This window comes from Rhodanobacter ginsenosidimutans (assembly GCF_042655685.1).
Lineage (GTDB): Bacteria > Pseudomonadota > Gammaproteobacteria > Xanthomonadales > Rhodanobacteraceae > Rhodanobacter > Rhodanobacter ginsenosidimutans.
On record NZ_JBHSMM010000001.1, the window covers coordinates 1,171,198 to 1,187,144 of the forward strand.

General features: G+C 65.3%; 18 protein-coding genes and 1 riboswitch. All 18 genes read left to right on the forward strand.

Annotated features, from left to right (window positions below):
• Window positions 1-96 precede the first annotated feature (96 nt).
• The 18 genes from glyA (at window position 97) to ACFPK0_RS05045 (ending at window position 15,893) form a co-directional block, all read left to right on the forward strand.
• Complete coding sequence (glyA, locus tag ACFPK0_RS04960) at window positions 97-1,350, forward strand: serine hydroxymethyltransferase (protein ID WP_056605402.1); 1,254 nt, start codon at window positions 97-99, stop codon at window positions 1,348-1,350.
• Between the two features lie 105 nt (window positions 1,351-1,455).
• Window positions 1,456-1,968 (forward strand): transcriptional regulator NrdR, encoded by a 513-nt coding sequence (gene nrdR / locus ACFPK0_RS04965; protein ID WP_007082952.1) that lies wholly within the window; start codon window positions 1,456-1,458, stop codon window positions 1,966-1,968.
• 126 nt (window positions 1,969-2,094) lie between these two features.
• A complete protein-coding gene (ribD, locus tag ACFPK0_RS04970) occupies window positions 2,095-3,258 on the forward strand; it encodes a bifunctional diaminohydroxyphosphoribosylaminopyrimidine deaminase/5-amino-6-(5-phosphoribosylamino)uracil reductase RibD (RefSeq protein ID WP_377340262.1) in 1,164 nt (387 codons plus the stop codon).
• Between the two features lie 46 nt (window positions 3,259-3,304).
• Entirely contained in the window at window positions 3,305-4,330 is a 1,026-nt protein-coding gene (locus ACFPK0_RS04975) for a Gfo/Idh/MocA family protein (RefSeq protein WP_377338832.1), read from the forward strand.
• A gap of 166 nt (window positions 4,331-4,496) precedes the next feature.
• Window positions 4,497-4,665, forward strand: a riboswitch (FMN riboswitch).
• A gap of 130 nt (window positions 4,666-4,795) precedes the next feature.
• Window positions 4,796-5,437: a riboflavin synthase gene (locus tag ACFPK0_RS04980; protein ID WP_056081231.1), complete on the forward strand. Its 642-nt coding sequence runs from the start codon at window positions 4,796-4,798 to the stop codon at window positions 5,435-5,437.
• A gap of 145 nt (window positions 5,438-5,582) precedes the next feature.
• Complete coding sequence (ribBA, locus tag ACFPK0_RS04985; protein WP_377338834.1) at window positions 5,583-6,674, forward strand: bifunctional 3,4-dihydroxy-2-butanone-4-phosphate synthase/GTP cyclohydrolase II; 1,092 nt, start codon at window positions 5,583-5,585, stop codon at window positions 6,672-6,674.
• Window positions 6,675-6,873: 199 nt separating this feature from the next.
• Window positions 6,874-7,794 (forward strand): muramoyltetrapeptide carboxypeptidase, encoded by a 921-nt coding sequence (gene ldcA, locus ACFPK0_RS04990; protein WP_056081226.1) that lies wholly within the window; start codon window positions 6,874-6,876, stop codon window positions 7,792-7,794.
• A gap of 189 nt (window positions 7,795-7,983) precedes the next feature.
• The gene (gene ribH / locus ACFPK0_RS04995; RefSeq protein ID WP_056605387.1) at window positions 7,984-8,448 is read left to right on the forward strand and encodes a 6,7-dimethyl-8-ribityllumazine synthase; all 465 of its coding nucleotides are present in this window, start codon (window positions 7,984-7,986) and stop codon (window positions 8,446-8,448) included.
• Window positions 8,445-8,882, forward strand: coding sequence for a transcription antitermination factor NusB (gene nusB / locus ACFPK0_RS05000; protein WP_056081220.1), 438 nt, complete (start codon window positions 8,445-8,447; stop codon window positions 8,880-8,882). Before ribH ends, nusB begins: the two co-directional genes overlap by 4 nt.
• Window positions 8,883-9,022: 140 nt before the next feature.
• On the forward strand, window positions 9,023-9,991 hold the full coding sequence (thiL, locus tag ACFPK0_RS05005) for a thiamine-phosphate kinase (RefSeq protein WP_377338838.1): 969 nt from the start codon (window positions 9,023-9,025) through the stop codon (window positions 9,989-9,991).
• The gene (locus ACFPK0_RS05010) at window positions 9,988-10,512 is read left to right on the forward strand and encodes a phosphatidylglycerophosphatase A family protein (RefSeq protein ID WP_377338840.1); all 525 of its coding nucleotides are present in this window, start codon (window positions 9,988-9,990) and stop codon (window positions 10,510-10,512) included. The genes thiL and ACFPK0_RS05010 overlap by 4 nt, the downstream gene beginning before the upstream one ends.
• 264 nt (window positions 10,513-10,776) lie before the next feature.
• A complete protein-coding gene (locus ACFPK0_RS05015; RefSeq protein WP_377338844.1) occupies window positions 10,777-11,370 on the forward strand; it encodes a hypothetical protein in 594 nt (197 codons plus the stop codon).
• Window positions 11,371-11,443: 73 nt separating this feature from the next.
• The gene (locus tag ACFPK0_RS05020; protein ID WP_377338846.1) at window positions 11,444-12,010 is read left to right on the forward strand and encodes a hypothetical protein; all 567 of its coding nucleotides are present in this window, start codon (window positions 11,444-11,446) and stop codon (window positions 12,008-12,010) included.
• 274 nt (window positions 12,011-12,284) lie between these two features.
• Window positions 12,285-13,145 carry a 4,5-DOPA-extradiol-dioxygenase gene (gene ygiD / locus ACFPK0_RS05025; RefSeq protein WP_377338848.1) on the forward strand — a complete coding sequence of 287 codons (861 nt, stop codon included), beginning with the start codon at window positions 12,285-12,287 and terminating at the stop codon, window positions 13,143-13,145.
• 222 nt (window positions 13,146-13,367) lie between these two features.
• Entirely contained in the window at window positions 13,368-13,865 is a 498-nt protein-coding gene (locus tag ACFPK0_RS05030) for a hypothetical protein (protein WP_056081211.1), read from the forward strand.
• Between the two features lie 130 nt (window positions 13,866-13,995).
• Complete coding sequence (locus ACFPK0_RS05035; RefSeq protein ID WP_056081208.1) at window positions 13,996-14,970, forward strand: potassium channel beta subunit family protein; 975 nt, start codon at window positions 13,996-13,998, stop codon at window positions 14,968-14,970.
• A gap of 90 nt (window positions 14,971-15,060) precedes the next feature.
• A complete protein-coding gene (gene hemP, locus ACFPK0_RS05040; RefSeq protein ID WP_082520178.1) occupies window positions 15,061-15,267 on the forward strand; it encodes a hemin uptake protein HemP in 207 nt (68 codons plus the stop codon).
• A 71-nt stretch (window positions 15,268-15,338) separates the two neighbouring features.
• Window positions 15,339-15,893, forward strand: a complete 555-nt coding sequence (locus ACFPK0_RS05045) for a hypothetical protein (protein ID WP_377338851.1) — start codon at window positions 15,339-15,341, stop codon at window positions 15,891-15,893.
• Window positions 15,894-15,947 lie beyond the last annotated feature (54 nt).

Sequence of the window (15,947 nt, forward strand, 5' to 3'; positions counted from 1 at the left end):
CGATGAACCCGCGTGTAGCCAGCTGCCGGTGGCCGCAAAAGCCCGGCAGCGCTACAATTTCCGGCTAAATCCCGCCACCACCCCGCCGAGGCCAGAATGTTCCCCAAGGACTGCACGATTGCCGGTTATGACGACGAACTGGCCAAGGCCATCGCCGATGAAGGCCAGCGCCAGGAAGATCACGTCGAGCTGATCGCCTCGGAGAACTACGCCAGCCCGCGCGTGCTGGAAGCGCAGGGCTCCAAGCTCACCAACAAGTACGCCGAAGGCTATCCGGGCAAGCGCTACTACGGCGGCTGCGAGTATGTGGACGTGGCCGAGAAGCTGGCCATCGAGCGCCTGAAGCAGCTGTTCGACGCCGACTACGCCAACGTGCAGCCGCATTCCGGCTCGCAGGCCAACCAGGCGGTTTACCTGGCGCTGCTGCAGCCGGGCGACACCATCCTGGGCATGAGCCTGGCCCACGGCGGCCACCTGACCCACGGCGCCAAGGTCAACGTCTCCGGCAAGCTGTTCAACGCGATCCAGTACGGCGTCGACGAGAACGGCCTGATCGATTACGACGAAGTGCAGCGCCTGGCCACGGAGCACCAGCCGAAGATGCTGGTGGGCGGCTTCAGCGCGTATTCGCAAGTGGTCGACTGGGCGCGCATGCGCAAGATCGCCGATTCGGTGGGCGCGCTGTTCTTCGTCGACATGGCCCACGTTGCCGGCCTGATCGCCGCAGGCGTCTACCCCAGCCCGCTGCCGCACGCGCACGTGGTCACCTCGACCACCCACAAGACCCTGCGCGGCCCGCGCGGCGGTCTCATTGTCGCCAAGGGCGCCGGCGAAGAGATCGAGAAAAAGCTGCAGTCGATCGTGTTCCCCGGCATCCAGGGCGGCCCGCTGATGCACGTGATCGCCGCCAAGGCGGTGGCGTTCAAGGAAGCGCTGGAGCCCGAGTTCAAGAGCTACCAGGCGCAGGTGGTGAAGAACGCCAAGGCGATGGCCAAGACCTTCATCGAGCGCGGCTACAAGATCGTCTCCGGCGGCACCGAGAACCACCTGATGCTGGTCGACATGATCGGCAAGGACGTCACCGGCAAGGCGGCCGAGGAAGCGCTGGGCAAGGCGCATATCACGGTCAACAAGAACGCCGTGCCGAACGACCCACGCAAGCCCTTCGTCACCTCCGGCCTGCGCGTCGGCACCCCGGCCGTCACTACCCGCGGCTACAAGGAAGCGGACGTGACCGAGCTGGCGAACTGGATCTGCGACGTGCTGGACGCGCCCGAAGACGAGGCGGTGATCGCGGCGGTGCGCAGCAAGGTCACCGAGCAGTGCCGCAAGTTCCCGGTGTATGGCTGAAATGCCGGGAATCGGGAATGGGGAATGGGGAATCGGTGAAAGCCGGTTTCCCGGGCGCTTTTGCTTTTCCCCATTCCCCATTCCCCATTCCCGATTCCCCTAACCATGCACTGCCCCTTCTGCCAGCACGAAGACACGCGGGTGATCGATTCGCGGCTGACCGAGGACGGCAGCACGGTGCGTCGGCGGCGCGAGTGTCCGCAGTGCGGTGAGCGGTTCAACACGTTCGAGACGGCCGAGTTGAAGTTGCCGACGATCGTGAAGAGTGGCGAGCGGCGCGAGACGTTCGACGAGCGCAAGTTGCGGGTCAGTTTCGAGCGCGCGCTGCAGAAGCGGCCGGTGCCAAGCCATGACGTGGACAGCGCCGTGCGCACCATCATCAACGACCTGCGCCGCAGCGGTGAGCGCGAGATCCCGTCGCGCCAACTCGGCGAGTTGGTGATGCGCGAGCTGAAGAATCTCGACCAGGTGGCGTACGTGCGCTTCGCCTCGGTCTACCGCAAATTCGAGGACGTGCACGCGTTTCGCGAGGAAATCGAGAAGCTGGAGCGCGATCTGCCGGGCTTGTCAGATCTGCAGTTGCCGCTGCTTGGCGGCGGCAAGCGTGAAGGCAAGTGATGTGCCCGTAGGAGCGCACCCTGTGCGCGAAGGGTTTGCGATACGGTCACGTGGTTCGCGCACAGGGTGCGCTCCTACAAGTACCAGGCCGTGACCATTTCTTTCTCCGCCACCGACCACACCCACATGGCGCACGCCCTGCGCCTCGCGGCCTGCGGCCTGTACACCACGGCGCCCAACCCACGCGTGGGATGCGTGATCGCGGACGGTGAAACCGTGCTTGGCACCGGCTTCCACCAGCGCGCCGGCGAACCCCACGCCGAGGTCTTCGCGCTGCGTGACGCGGGCGAACGCGCCCGCGGTGCCACCGCCTACGTAACGCTGGAGCCTTGTGCCCACCACGGCCGCACGCCGCCATGTGCCGACGCGCTGGTGGCAGCCGGAGTCGGGCGGGTTGTGGTGGCGGCGGAGGATCCATTCGATCAGGTGGCCGGCCGCGGCATCGAGCGCCTGCGCGCCGCCGGCATCTCGGTCGAAACCGGCTTGATGCGCGATGCCGCGCGCGAACTGAACATCGGCTTTTTCAGTCGCATCGAGCGTGGACGTCCATTCGTGCGGGTGAAGCTGGCGATGAGCCTGGATGGCCGCACTGCGCTGGCCAACGGCGATTCCAAATGGATCACCGGCGAAGCCGCCCGCGCCGACGTGCAGCATTGGCGCGCGCGCAGCTCGGCCATCCTCAGTGGCAGCGGCACCGTGCTGGCGGACAACCCCCGTCTCACCGTACGGCGGGCCTCCAACTCCCTCTCCCCCGGCGCTGCCGGGGGAGAGGGTTGGGGTGAGGGGGCCGCTCTGAAAGCCGGAGCCCCCCTCACCCCACCCTCTCCCCCAAGCGAGCTTGGGGGAGAGGGCTTCAAACCCCTGCGCGTGATCCTCGACCGCCATCTGCGCACCCCCGCCGGCAGCCATGTGCTGGATGGCGCATCCCCCACGCTGCTGCTGCACGCGGCGAACGCAACGCCCGCTGCAACGCGTTCCGCGCATGTCGAATACGCCAGCGTGCCGGAGCAGGGCGACGCACTCGACCTGCATGCCGTGCTGGCCCTGCTGGCGGCGCGCGGTTGCAACGAAGTTCACGTCGAAGCCGGCCGCACCCTGTGCGGCGCGTTGTTCGCCGCGGGCCTGGTGGACGAGCTGTTGTTGTACATCGCGCCGGTGCTGCTGGGCAGCGAAGCCGCACCCCTGATGAACCTTCCAGGCCTGACCGACATGGCCTCCCGCTGGTCGCTGCAGTTGCTGGACCAGCGCATGCTCGGCCCCGACATCCGTTTGCGCCTGCGCCCCGCGTGAGCCACCGAAGTCCCGCCGCCGTTCGTCGCACAAGGAGCCCATCGCCATGAGTGGTGCCAACCCGAAAACCATCCGCTGGGGCATCATCGGTTGCGGCGATGTGACCGAAGTGAAAAGCGGTCCGGCCTTCCAGAAGGTGGAAGGGTCCGCGCTGGTGGCGGTGATGCGCCGCGACGGCGACAAGGCGCGCGATTACGCGCAGCGCCATGGCGTGGCGAAGTGGTATGACGATGGCCAGGCGCTGGTCGACGATCCCGACGTGGATGCGGTCTATGTCGCCACGCCGCCGTCATCGCACAAGCACTACGCGCTGATGAGCATCGCGGCGGGCAAGCCGGTCTACGTGGAGAAGCCCTTCGCGATGGATACGGCCGAGTGCGAGGCCATCGTGGCTGCCGGCCGTGCCGCCAACGTGCCGGTGTTCGTGGCCTATTACCGGCGCATGCTGCCGCGCTTCCACAAGGTGCGCGAGTTGCTGTTCGACGAGCGCGCCATCGGCACGCCGCGCTCGGTGCATTGCGTGCATACCGCCTCGCACAACCCGCGCTACGACGGTCCGCAGTCGCCGCACTGGCATGTGAACCCGGCGATTTCCGGCGGCGGACTGTTCGTGGACATCGGTTGCCACACGCTGAACATCCTGGACTGGCTGTTCGGCCCCATCACCCGCGTCAGTGGCCACGCCAGCAACCAGCGCGGCAGCTATCCGGCTGAGGACAGCGTGGCGATGGCGTTCGCGTTCGGCAACGGCATGGTCGGTACCGGCTTGTGGAATTTCGACGCGCTGCAGCGGCACGACCTCACCGAGGTGACGGGCGATGCGGGCCGGCTTTCCTTCGCCACCTTCGGCGACGGTCCGATCCGGCTGGAGAATGCCGCCGGCGTGCGCGAGTTCCACATCGAGAACCCGCGCACCATCCAGCAGCCGCTGATCGAAACCCTGGTGGCCGAGCTCCACGGCCAACCAGCCGTCTGCCCGGACCTTGCCGCCAGCGGCGTGCGCACCACGTGGGTGATGGATCAGGTGCTGCGCGATTACCGGCGCGCCACGGGGCAGCAGATCGGGCTGTAGCGCAGCACGCGCCGCCTTCTGTAGGAGCGACTTCAGTCGCGATGCTCTTATTCGGGATGCTGAAACAAAGGCATCGCGACTGAAGTCGCTCCCACAGAAGGCCAGAAAGCGCAGGGGCCTGCCGGCGATGGTGCTAGACTGCCGCATCCGGCTTCGGCCGGCAGTACGACGTCTTCAGGGCGGGGCGAAATTCCCCACCGGCGGTAGGCCTTTCGAGGCGAGCCCGCGAGCGCTTCCAGTCCCACTGGAAGGTCAGCAGATCCGGTCAGACTCCGGAGCCGACGGTTGGATGCGGGCAACCGCATCCTCAAAGTCCGGATAAAGAGAAGACGGCACGGCACACGCTTCGCGGCGTGCGTCAGGCCTCATGCCTTGAGGCGTTTTTCGCTTTTTTCGACGCGGGAAACGTTTCATGAAAATCGTTCAGTCACGGCATCGCCTCGCCCTCCCGCCGGAGGTGCGCTGATGTTTACCGGCATCATCCAATGCGTGGGCCGCATCGCGCGGCTCGAACCGCGTGGCGGCGACGTGCGGCTTCATGTCGATACCGCCGACCTCGATCTCCGCGACGTGCAACTGGGCGATTCCATCGCCGTCTCCGGTGTCTGCCTCACGGCGGTCACGCTGGAAGCGCGCGGTTTCGCGGCGGACGTCTCCAACGAAACGCTGTCGCTGACTTCTCTCGGAAAATTGAAAGCCGGCGATCCGGTGAACCTGGAAAAGGCCTTGCGCCTCGCCGACCGTTTGGGCGGCCACATGGTGTCCGGCCACGTCGACGGGCTGGGCAAGGTGGTGTCGGTCACGCCCGATGGCCGCTCGCAGCGCTGGACCTTCGAAGTGCCCGCCAGCCTGTCGCGCTATATCGCCGCCAAGGGCTCGGTCTGCATCGACGGCACCAGCCTCACCGTCAACGAAGTGTCGGGCCATCGCTTCGGCGTCAACCTGATCCCGCACACCGTCGAGCACACCGCCTTCCACGCCCGCCGCGTGGGCGATGCGGTGAACATCGAGGTGGATGTGGTGGCGCGCTACATCGAACGGCTGCTGTCCAGCGGCGAGGCGCCGAAGCTGGATGAGGCGTTTTTGAAGCAGAACGGTTTCGCCTGATCCTGAAGCCCCTCTCCCCCTGGGAGAGGGGTTGGGGTGAGGGTTCGGGCGGAGCGCAGCGCTTTCGCTCCGCCCGAACCCTCATCCGCCCCTTCGGGGCACCTTCTCCCATCGGGAGAAGGGAACCGCCAAAACGGATACACCCATGCCCTTCAACACCATCCCCGAAATCCTCGAAGACATCCGCGCCGGCCGCATGGTCGTCATCGTCGACGACGAAGACCGCGAGAACGAGGGCGACCTGATCATGGCCGCCGAGAAAGTGCGCCCCGAAGACATCAACTTCATGGTGCGCGAGGCGCGCGGCCTGGTCTGCGTCACGCTCACCGAGCAGCGCACGCGCCAGTTGGGCCTGAAGCCGATGGTCAGCGACAACACCTCGGCCTACCACACCAACTTCACCGTCTCGATCGAGGCGGCCGAAGGCGTCACCACCGGCATCTCGGCGCACGACCGCGCGCGCACCATCCAGGTGGCCGCGCAGGCGGACGCGAAGCCGCAGGACCTCACCCAACCTGGCCACATCTTCCCGCTCACCGCCCAGCCCGGCGGTGTGCTGAGCCGCGCCGGCCACACCGAGGCCGGCTGCGATCTGGCCGCGCTGGCGGGGCTGGAGCCGGTGGCGGTGCTGATCGAGATCCTGCATGAGGACGGCTCGATGGCGCGCCGACCGGAGCTGGAGGTTTTCGCGCGCAAGCACGGGTTGAAGATCGGCTCCATTGCCGACCTGATCCGCCACCGGCTGGAAACCGAGAAGACCGTGCAGCGCGTGCACGAGGAAGACGTGCAGACCGAGTTCGGCGCGTTCCGGCTGGTCGCGTATCGCGACGTGATCCGCAAGGGCCTGCACTTCGCCCTGGTGCGCGGCACGGTGGACGACGGCGCGCCGGTGTTGTCGCGCGTGCATGTGCGCAACACCTTGTCCGACGTGCTGCACCTGCAACGCGACGATCTTGGCATCACCGTGACCGAAGCCCTGCGCCGCATTGCCGACGAGGATCGCGGCGTGCTGCTGGTGCTGTCGGGCGACGACAGCCCCGATGCCCTGCTGGCTGGGCTGCAACGCCAGCCGCAAACGGAAAACCGCCGCCGCGACACCCAGCAGGAATGGCGCCAGCTGGGCCTTGGCGCGCAGATCCTGTCCGACCTGGGCGTGCACCGCCTGCGCGTGCTCGGCACCCCGCGCAAGCTGGTGGGCCTGGGCGGTTTCGATCTGGAGGTGGTCGAGTACGTTTGACTCGCACCCGCCCGTGTAGGAGCGGCTTCAGCCGCGACGCTTTTACGGGATTCGGGATTCGGGATTCGGGATTCGGTGAAGCCAAGAGCGTCGCGGCTGAAGCCGCTCCTACAGAAAATCACCGCATCGCGCCCGTCTCCGCCCTGCAACCGCCACCCCATCCCCGCATAATCGACTGTCGCCAACCGAACCCAAGCCCATGCCCGAAACCCGCATCCGCCTGATCGCCCCTTCCGGCTATCCGCACGATCGCGCCGCCATGACGCGCGGCGTGGAACGGCTGCGCGAGGCCGGTTGCGTCGTGGATGCGCTGGACGTGCTTGACCGCAGCGAGCAGCGCTACGCCGGCAGCGACGCCCAGCGGGCGGCCGATATCAATGCGCTGGCCACGCTGGATGCACTGCCGGACATCGCGCTGGCCATCCGCGGCGGTTACGGCGCCACGCGGTTGCTGGCCGATCTGCATTACGACGCCTTGCGCGAACGGCTGAGCGGCAGCAACACCATGCTGGTCGGCTACAGCGATTTCACCGCGCTGCAATTGGCATTGCATGCAAAAAGCGGGCTGTGCACCTTCAGCGGCCCGATGCTGGGCGCGGATTTCGGCGCGGAAGCCTTGAGCGACTTCACCTGGCAACACTTCTGGCAGACAGCGCGCTCGCCGGCGACCGAGGTCGCATGGCGCACCAGGGCCGCAACGGAAGCTGAGGTCGAAGGCCCGCTGTGGGGCGGTAACCTGGCCGTGCTGTGCAGCCTGATCGGCACGCCGTATTTCCCCGCCATCGAGGGCGGCATCCTGTTCGTGGAGGACGTGGGCGAGCCGCCGTTCCGGATCGAGCGGCTGCTGTACCAACTGCACCTGTCCGGTGTGTTGGGGCGCCAGCGCGCGCTGCTGCTGGGCGATTTCAGCCAGTGCCGCGGCAGCGCCTACGACAACGGCTACGGCCTGCAGCACAGCTTCGAGCAGATCCGCGCCGCCTGCGGCATCCCGGTGATCGATGGCCTGCCCACCGGCCACGAACCGGACAAGTTCACGCTGCCCTTCGGCGCGCCGGCACGGCTGCGCGTGGGCGGCGGCGAGGCCAGCCTGAGTTTCAGCGGTTATCCCCACCTGACCTGAAGCTCTTTACTCCTCCCCCTGCTTGCAGGGGGAGGTTGGGAGGGGGTTAGCTTTTGACTTTCCAAGATCAAAAGCGACCCCACCCCAACCCTCCCCTGCAAGCAGGGGAGGGAGCAAAGAGAGCAGGCGAAGCCCCAAACCCGTAAAATGACCGGCCAGCATGGGCTGTGCCCACCCAAGGAATCCGCAATGAAGATCATCGAAGGCGATTTCGCCACGCCCAAAGGCCGCTTTGTCATCGTCGCCGGCCGCTTCAACGGCTTCGTCGTCGAACCGCTGGTGGCCGGTGCGCGTGACGCGCTGGTGCGCCACGGCGTGGCGGACGACGCGATCGACCTGGTCCGCGTGCCCGGCGCCTGGGAGATCGCGCTGGCCGCGCACAAGCTGGCCAACAGCGGCAAGTACACGGCGGTGATCGCCCTGGGCGCGGTGATCCGCGGTTCCACTCCGCACTTCGACTACGTGGCCGGCGAATGCGCCAAGGGCCTGGCGCAGGCGGCGTACGCGTCCGGCGTGCCGGTGGCGTTCGGCGTGCTCACCACCGACAGCATCGAGCAGGCGATCGAGCGCTCCGGCACCAAGGCCGGCAACAAGGGCGCCGACGCCGCCATGGCCGCGCTGGAAATGGTCAACCTCTACGGCAAGCTGGCATGAACCAGGGCATCGACATGCAGGCGCGTTCGCGCGCCCGCCGCCGCGCGCTGCAGGCGCTGTATGCGTGGCAGTTGAGCGGCAGCCACATGAACGCGGTGATCGACCAGTTCCGCCACGAGCAGGACATGGAGATTGCCGACCTGGAGTACTTCGAAGACCTGCTGCACGGCGTGGAAACCAACGTCGACGCGCTCGACGAAAGCCTGCGCCCGCATATCGACCGCGAAGTTGCCCAGATCGATCCGATCGAACGCGCAGCGCTGCGCCTGGCCGCCTACGAGCTGAAATTCCGCCCCGACGTGCCGTACCGCGTGGTGATCAACGAAGCCATCGAAGTCACCAAGCGCTTCGGCGCCGACCACGGCCACAGCTACGTCAACGGCGTGCTGGACAAACTCGCCAGCGAACTGCGCGCGGTCGAGAAGCGCGGCTGACCCCACCCGCAAAACACCTGTAGGAGCGGCTTCAGCCGCGACGCTTTTCGCGATTCCCGATTCCCGATTCCCGATTCCCGATTCCCGGCCAAAAAGCATCGCGGCTGAAGCCGCTCCTACAAAAAACACAAAGGGCCTCGATGGAATTCCGGCTGATCGATCGCATCCGCGAACTCACCGCCCAGCCACGCGACGACGTGCGCCTGGGCATCGGTGACGACGCCGCCGTGCTGGCGGTGCCGGCGGGGCAGGAGTTGGTGGTGGCCATCGACACCATGGTGGAAGGCACGCATTTCCTGCCCGGCACCGCGCCCGCCGACCTTGGCTGGAAGGCGCTGGCGGTGAACCTTTCCGACCTCGCCGCGATGGGCGCCACGCCCGCCTGGGCTCTGCTGGCGCTGACCTTGCCCAAGGCCGACGCGCCCTTCGTGGATGGTTTCGCCGAGGGCTTCGCACAACTGGCGCAGCCGCACCGGCTGGCCCTGGTTGGCGGTGATACCACCGGTGGGCCGCTTTGCATCAGCGTAGCCGTGCATGGTTTCGTGCCGCCGGGCCAGGCGCTGACCCGCGCCGGCGCGCAGGTGGGTGATGAGGTGCTGGTCACCGGCACGCTGGGCGATGCGCTGGCGGGCTTGTACGCCTTGCGCGAACCGCCGCAAGACGACGCGCACCAGGCCACTCTCCGCCAATCCCTGACCGAACGCTTGACCCGCCCCGAGCCGCGCGTGGCCGCCGGTATCGCCCTGCGCGGGCTGGCCACCGCCTGCGTGGATATTTCCGACGGCTTGCTGGCCGACCTGGGCCATATCTGCAGCGCCAGCGGCGTGGGCGCGGAACTGGAGGCGGCACAACTGCCGCGCTCGCCCGCGCTGCGTGAACTGCATGGCGAAGACGAATCCATACAACTGGCGCTGAGCGGCGGCGACAACTACGAACTCTGCTTCACCGTGCCGCCGCAGCGGCTGGCGGCCGCACTGGCGGCGCTGGCCGAAACCGGCTGTCCCGTGACCCGCATCGGCCGCATCGTCGAAGGTCACGACGTGCGCGTGCGCGCCGTCGATGGCAGCCCTCTCACTGTCACCATGAAGGGCTGGGAGCATTTCGCATGAGCGCCAAAAAGACCCTCAGCCGCGACCAGCGCCGCGCCCTGCTAGCCACTCCCGCCGGCTGGCTGGCCTGCGGCTTCGGCTCCGGCCTGGCACCCATCGCCCAAGGCACCTTCGGCTCGGTCGCCGCCTTCATCCCCTGGCTGGCCCTGCGCCAGCTGCCGTTGTGGCTTTACATTGCCGTGCTGGTCGTCGGCTTCGCCATCGGCGTAGGGGCCTGCACCATCGCCGGCCGCGCGCTGGGCGTGGACGACCACCGCAGCCTGGTCTGGGACGAATTCATCGGCCAATGGATCGCCCTGCTGCCGCTGGGCATCGCGGTCCTGCTGCCACCCACCGGCCTGGCCTGGTGGATGCCCCTCGCCGCCTTCGCCCTGTTCCGCCTGTTCGACGTGTGGAAGCCATGGCCGATTCGTTGGCTAGATCGGCGGGTCAAAGGCGGGTTTGGGGTGATGATTGATGATGTGATTGCGGGGATGTTTGCGGGGGTGGCGTTGGTAGTAGGGTTGTGGGGGTTGGGGTAAGCGGTGGTCGAATTCGCTTTCTGCCGAAAGCGTGCCTACAAACCGGATCAACCTTTACGGTGGATTCGATACGCAAGAAGCCATTTGTTGACAAGATCGGGATAGGCGAAGGATCGGGTTACGCCATTTGGGGCAACTATCTGGCCTAGCAAGGCATGTCGCCGAAATGAACAGGTCAACCGTTGAGTTAGGCTGCAGTATCGCAGAGCGTCTTTAAATCAACTAAGCGTTAGGTCGCGTTATCAACCTCTAGATGATCTTGAAATGAACAAGACAGAATCCGAGGATATCTTCGAAGCCTTTTGTCGCCGACACGACTTGGACTGGTGCCGTATTCCTGAAAGTGCAGTCAAGACCCCGGATTACAGCGTTAACTTTGGCTCGGTTGCAGTTGCCGTAGAAATCAAACAAATTGAAAGTCTCCGTGGGTTTAACCCAGGCGGGGTTAGCTCGCGAACCGTCGGTTGGCATGTACGGCAGCAGATCTCGGATGCCCGCGCCCAACTTCAAGCTGCGGCGCGTAATGGCATGCCAACCATTCTTCTGATCTATAACACCGTGGACCCGTTTCAACTGTTTGGCACTGAGCCGCACGATTTTCTGCACGCAATGTATGGTGAGCTTACGCTTCATATTGACGCCACGAGCCTCAAAGCGCGCGAGCTATTTTACGGTCGCAACGCGAAATTGCGAGAGGGTGTCAATACCTCCTTTAGCGGTGTCGGTCATCTTCAAAAGACAAAGGAAGGAGCTACGGTTACGGTGTACAAGAATGCTTTCGCAGCGCGCCCAATTCCCGACGTGGCAGTGCCGTCTTGTATCCAGCTGGTCAATGTCAAGATCGAAAATGCGGCCTGACACCTCATTCGAGGTGGCGGCTTATCCATCGCTAAAATCCAGCGTTAGGCAGCACGTGAACTTAGGGGTAGCCATGCGAATCAATGTATTTGAGGGGGCTCGTAGAATTGCTTTATTGCTTGCGCTCCTAGCAACTGTTACTGCTCTCATTGTTGCGGGCACAAACAAGCCTTACCTATCTTTGAATTACAGTGTTTCTCGTCCGGATGCGCCATTTATCCGTACGGATGATCCATGTCCAATGGAGGCTGCGCGAGATTACTTTCCTAAAAAGAGCCAAGATGGTAATTCTGTTGGTATCAATCTCTGTCTATTGACTATGCCGTTTGGCAAAGATCACCAGCAATTGGTCCCCTACAAAATTGACCAGTCCGGCATGCTTTGGGGGGCTGCCACCTACAGCAACGAAGTTAGCGTTTACAAGCACGACCTGGAGAGCCGGTTTAGGTTCCCCGCTTCTGACGCAAGCTGGGTAGACGAGGAGATCTCTGGACGTTACTGGAAAAATTGGCTGCATTCATTAGGCTTCATCGCGGTGGGTCTTGGCGTTTTCTGGGCGCTAGTTTGGGCCATTGGTTGGATCGTACGTGGATTCGCTGGCATTCCGCTTGGCAACGACCATCGCCCAAGTGATACGTAGCATCTCATCAAGGAAAAGGGGTCAAGGAAAAGGGGTCGGGTTCATTTATTAGCTGTCATTTTCAACAGTAAATGAACATGCCCCCCTTTTGTTTCCCTTGGCGGCTCGCGGAAGGCCCGAGTCACTGGATTCCTGCCTTCGCAGGAATGACGAGAAAAAAGGTCCTGCGCTTAGGTAAGTGCCATTCGGCGCGGTCCCCAGCTTCGCCAGAAAACCACATCGGCCCAATCAGACTGGGTGGCGTAATCTCCAGTCACCCGCCCGAGGATGAGCCATGCCCACTCCCGTCATGCCCGCCGCGTTCATCGGCCACGGCAGTCCGATGAATGCGCTGGAGCGCAACCGCTATACGGAGGCATGGCGTGCGTTTGGCGCATCGGTGCCGAAGCCGCGGGCGATCCTGATGGTGTCGGCGCATTGGTATGTCAATGCCACGGCGGTGACGGCGATGGCGCGGCCGAAGACGATCCACGATTTCTACGGCTTTCCGCAGGCGCTGTTCGATGTGGATTACCCGGCGCCCGGGTTGCCGGAGCTGGCCGAGGAAGTGGCGGAGGTGGCGAAGCCCGATTATGTGGGCGCGGATGCGGACAGCTGGGGGCTGGATCACGGCACCTGGTCGGTGCTGGTGCATGCGTTTCCGGATGCCGACGTGCCGGTGGTGCAGTTGTCGATCAACGCCGCCGAACCCGCGCGTTATCACGTGGAGCTGGGCATTCGGCTGGCGGCGCTGCGCCAGCGCGGCGTGCTGTTGATGGGTAGCGGCAACGTGGTGCACAACCTGCGCGCGATGGACGGCCGCTCGCCCGACCTGGGTTTCGACTGGGTGCGGCCGTTCAGCGAGGAGGCGATCGACGTGATGACGGACCGCCCCGCAGATGCGGCGCAACTGGTGTCGCATCGCGACTTCAGCCGCGTGGCGCCCACGCCGGAGCATTTCCTGCCGCTGCTGTACATCGCCGGGTTCAGCGCGGCCACCGGGGACACGCCGAAGGTGCTGGTGGATGGTTACGCCTATGGCTCGCTGTCGATGACGTCGTTTGGCGTGGGCGTGCCGTGCCCGCCTGCCGCGGCGGGTTTGCCCGGGGCATCGCCTCTGGGCAGCGAGGCGCCGTCCGACGGGACCAATATCTAGCGGTTGTGCGGGTGCGGGCGTTGCTGGGGGAGGGGCATGCACATTCCGGCGCCCCCGGTTGTCGCGTATGGTCCGCAAGACGCTTGAGCCGCTTGATCATCGACAGGGGATAGACCGATGCATGCTGCAGACACTCATGGGGGCGGATTCTTTCCGGGCCCGGTTTCCGTGCGGGCGGGGAAGGCGTGGTCTCGGGCCTTTCATCGGTCACGCCACGTACTGATGGTTCTCCCGCTGTTGCTGCTGGCCGGCTGCAATCATCGGGTGGCGTCGGAGAAGACCGTCGACGTTTGCGCGCTGATGCTGGAGGCGGCGACTTCAGCGCTGCATGGCGTGCCGATCACCGAGCGCGGACCGGGTACCTGCGAGTTCCATGTCGACGACGGCGACGGTAGCGGCGGGCGCATCCAGGTCGGGCTTCTCACGCGTGCCGCGGCGGGCGGTTCGCGCCAGTTTGATCAATCCGTGCGCCTGATCCTGGCCGAGGCCGCGCAGACTTACGGCAACGCGGGGTCGCCTGCATTGGGCGACTTGGCCGAAGTGGCGCTGGGTTTCGGCAGCGATCCGTCCCAATCCCTTCGGCAGGTGGTGGTGGCTGAGCGTGGCGTGATGATGGAGGTGTTCATCGGCGCCGAAACCGAGCTGAGCCGCGAGGAGGTGCTTGCCCTGACGCGGGCGCTGTGGACGCAGGTGACCACGTACAAGCGACCGTCGACCTGAAGGCGCGGGGAACGCACCCTGCGCTTTTCCCACTTTCTCGCGGCGCTGAGGTCAGCTGAGGTAATGTCGGCAGTTCGTCGCCGCAGCTAGCTGCGGCGCGCTAACTCACCCGACCCATGGAGAAACGCCCATGCAATACCGTCGCCTTGGCAAATCCGGCCTGCAGCTTTCCGCATTGTCGTTTGGCGCGTGGGTGACGTTCGGGAAGCAGGTGGACCGCACGCAGGCGCGCGAGTTGCTGGCGCTGGCGCACGCGCGCGGGGTGAATTTTTTCGACAACGCCGAGATCTACAACCACGGCGTGGCAGAGGAAGTGATGGGCGACGTGCTGGCCGACCTGCGTTTTCCGCGCGACAGCTACTGTGTCTCCAGCAAGGTGTTTTTCGGCTCGGCCGCGAACCCGCTGCCGACCCAGCGCGGGCTGTCGCGCAAGCACGTGATCGAAGCCTGCCACCAGGCAATGCAGCGGTTGCGGGTGGATTACCTGGACCTGTATTTCTGCCATCGCGCCGATCCGGAAACGCCGATGGAGGAAACCGTGGCGGCGATGGATACGCTGATCCGCCAGGGCAAGGTGCTGTACTGGGGCACCAGCGAATGGTCGGCCGAGGAAATCCACGCGGCGCATCGCGTGGCTCGCGAAAACCACATGTACGCGCCGGTGATGGAGCAGCCCGAATACAACCTGCTGCATCGCCAGCGGGTGGAGGTGGAATACGCGCCGCTGTACGAGGCTTACGGCATGGGCACCACCATCTGGTCGCCGCTGGCGTCCGGCCTGCTCAGCGGCAAGTACAACAACGGCGTGCCGCCGGATTCGCGGCTGGCACAGGAAGGTTACGAATGGCTGCGCGACAGCCTGCTGGGCGATGGCCTGGACAAGCGCATCGGCAAGGTGCGCGCGCTGAAGACGATCGCCGACGACCTGGGCGTGAGCCAGGTGCAACTGGCGCTGGCGTGGTGCCTGCTGAACCCGCACGTGTCCACCGTGATGCTGGGCGCTAGCCGGCTGGAGCAACTGGAGCACAACCTGGGCGCGATGGACGTGCTGCCGCGGCTGGATGCAGCCGTGGCACAGCGGATCGAGCAGGCGATGGCGGGCTGAGCGGGATTTCCGCGGGCTTCGCTGCGGTACGGTTGACAGGTTAATGAGAATCATTATCATCTTTAAACCGTCGCCGCGCTGGAGCTCCCGATGTCGCCTTCCTCCCAGTTGTTGTCGTCCCCCGTCGTTTCCATCGGCGAATCACGTCGACGCCCGCTGTCGATGACCACCAGTGCGGTGCGCCGCGTCAACAGCCTCGCGCTGCTCGATGGCGCGCGTGAGCTGGTGATCCAGCACCAGGGCAACGAATACCACTTGCGCCTCACGCGCAACGACAAGTTGATCCTCACCAAGTAGCTCGCGCCACCCCCAGTTTCCACGCCTCAGCCAGTGCGCATGCGCCAGCCGGGCCACCGTCGAGGTGATCCATGTTTGGCCGTCCATTTTCCATCTTGCAATGTCTGGGCTATCACCCCGCACCCACCCACGTCACCCGGCGCTGGCGGCGGCTCACGCCGCTGGAGTTGATGCACCGGCTGCCGGCCCTCGGCTGCGTGTTGTACCTGCCGGGCGAGTGCGCCGACACCCGGTCACCGCCTGGCTGGCTGCTGGGTTCGGCTGATCTGCAACCGTTGTTGCGCACGCACTGGCTGGCGGAAGTTGGCGAAGTGACCACGGAAGGCCCGCGCGAATGGATCGAATGCGTGGATGTGCGCGGCGCGACCCAGGCTCGGTTGCATCTGTTGCCGGATACCGACTATCTCGCCTGGGACCGGTTGCTGGCGGCGGGCGAGGGCGTGCCTGCGGCCGCGTCGTGGCGTGCGTCGCGCCGATTTCGACCGGCCAGCGCCCGGCTGTGCGGTTTTCGCTGGTGGCCGCAGGCGTGTTTCAAGGTGTTCGATGCCTGCCCCGCGCCCGTCGTGTCGCTGGTGGGGCAGCGGCTGGCCGCACAGGTGGCGCTGGCCGAGGCGTTACCGCTGTAGCGGGTGGCGAGGGTTTAGAAGAGCGCCCTCATCCGCCTTCGGCACCTTCTCCCG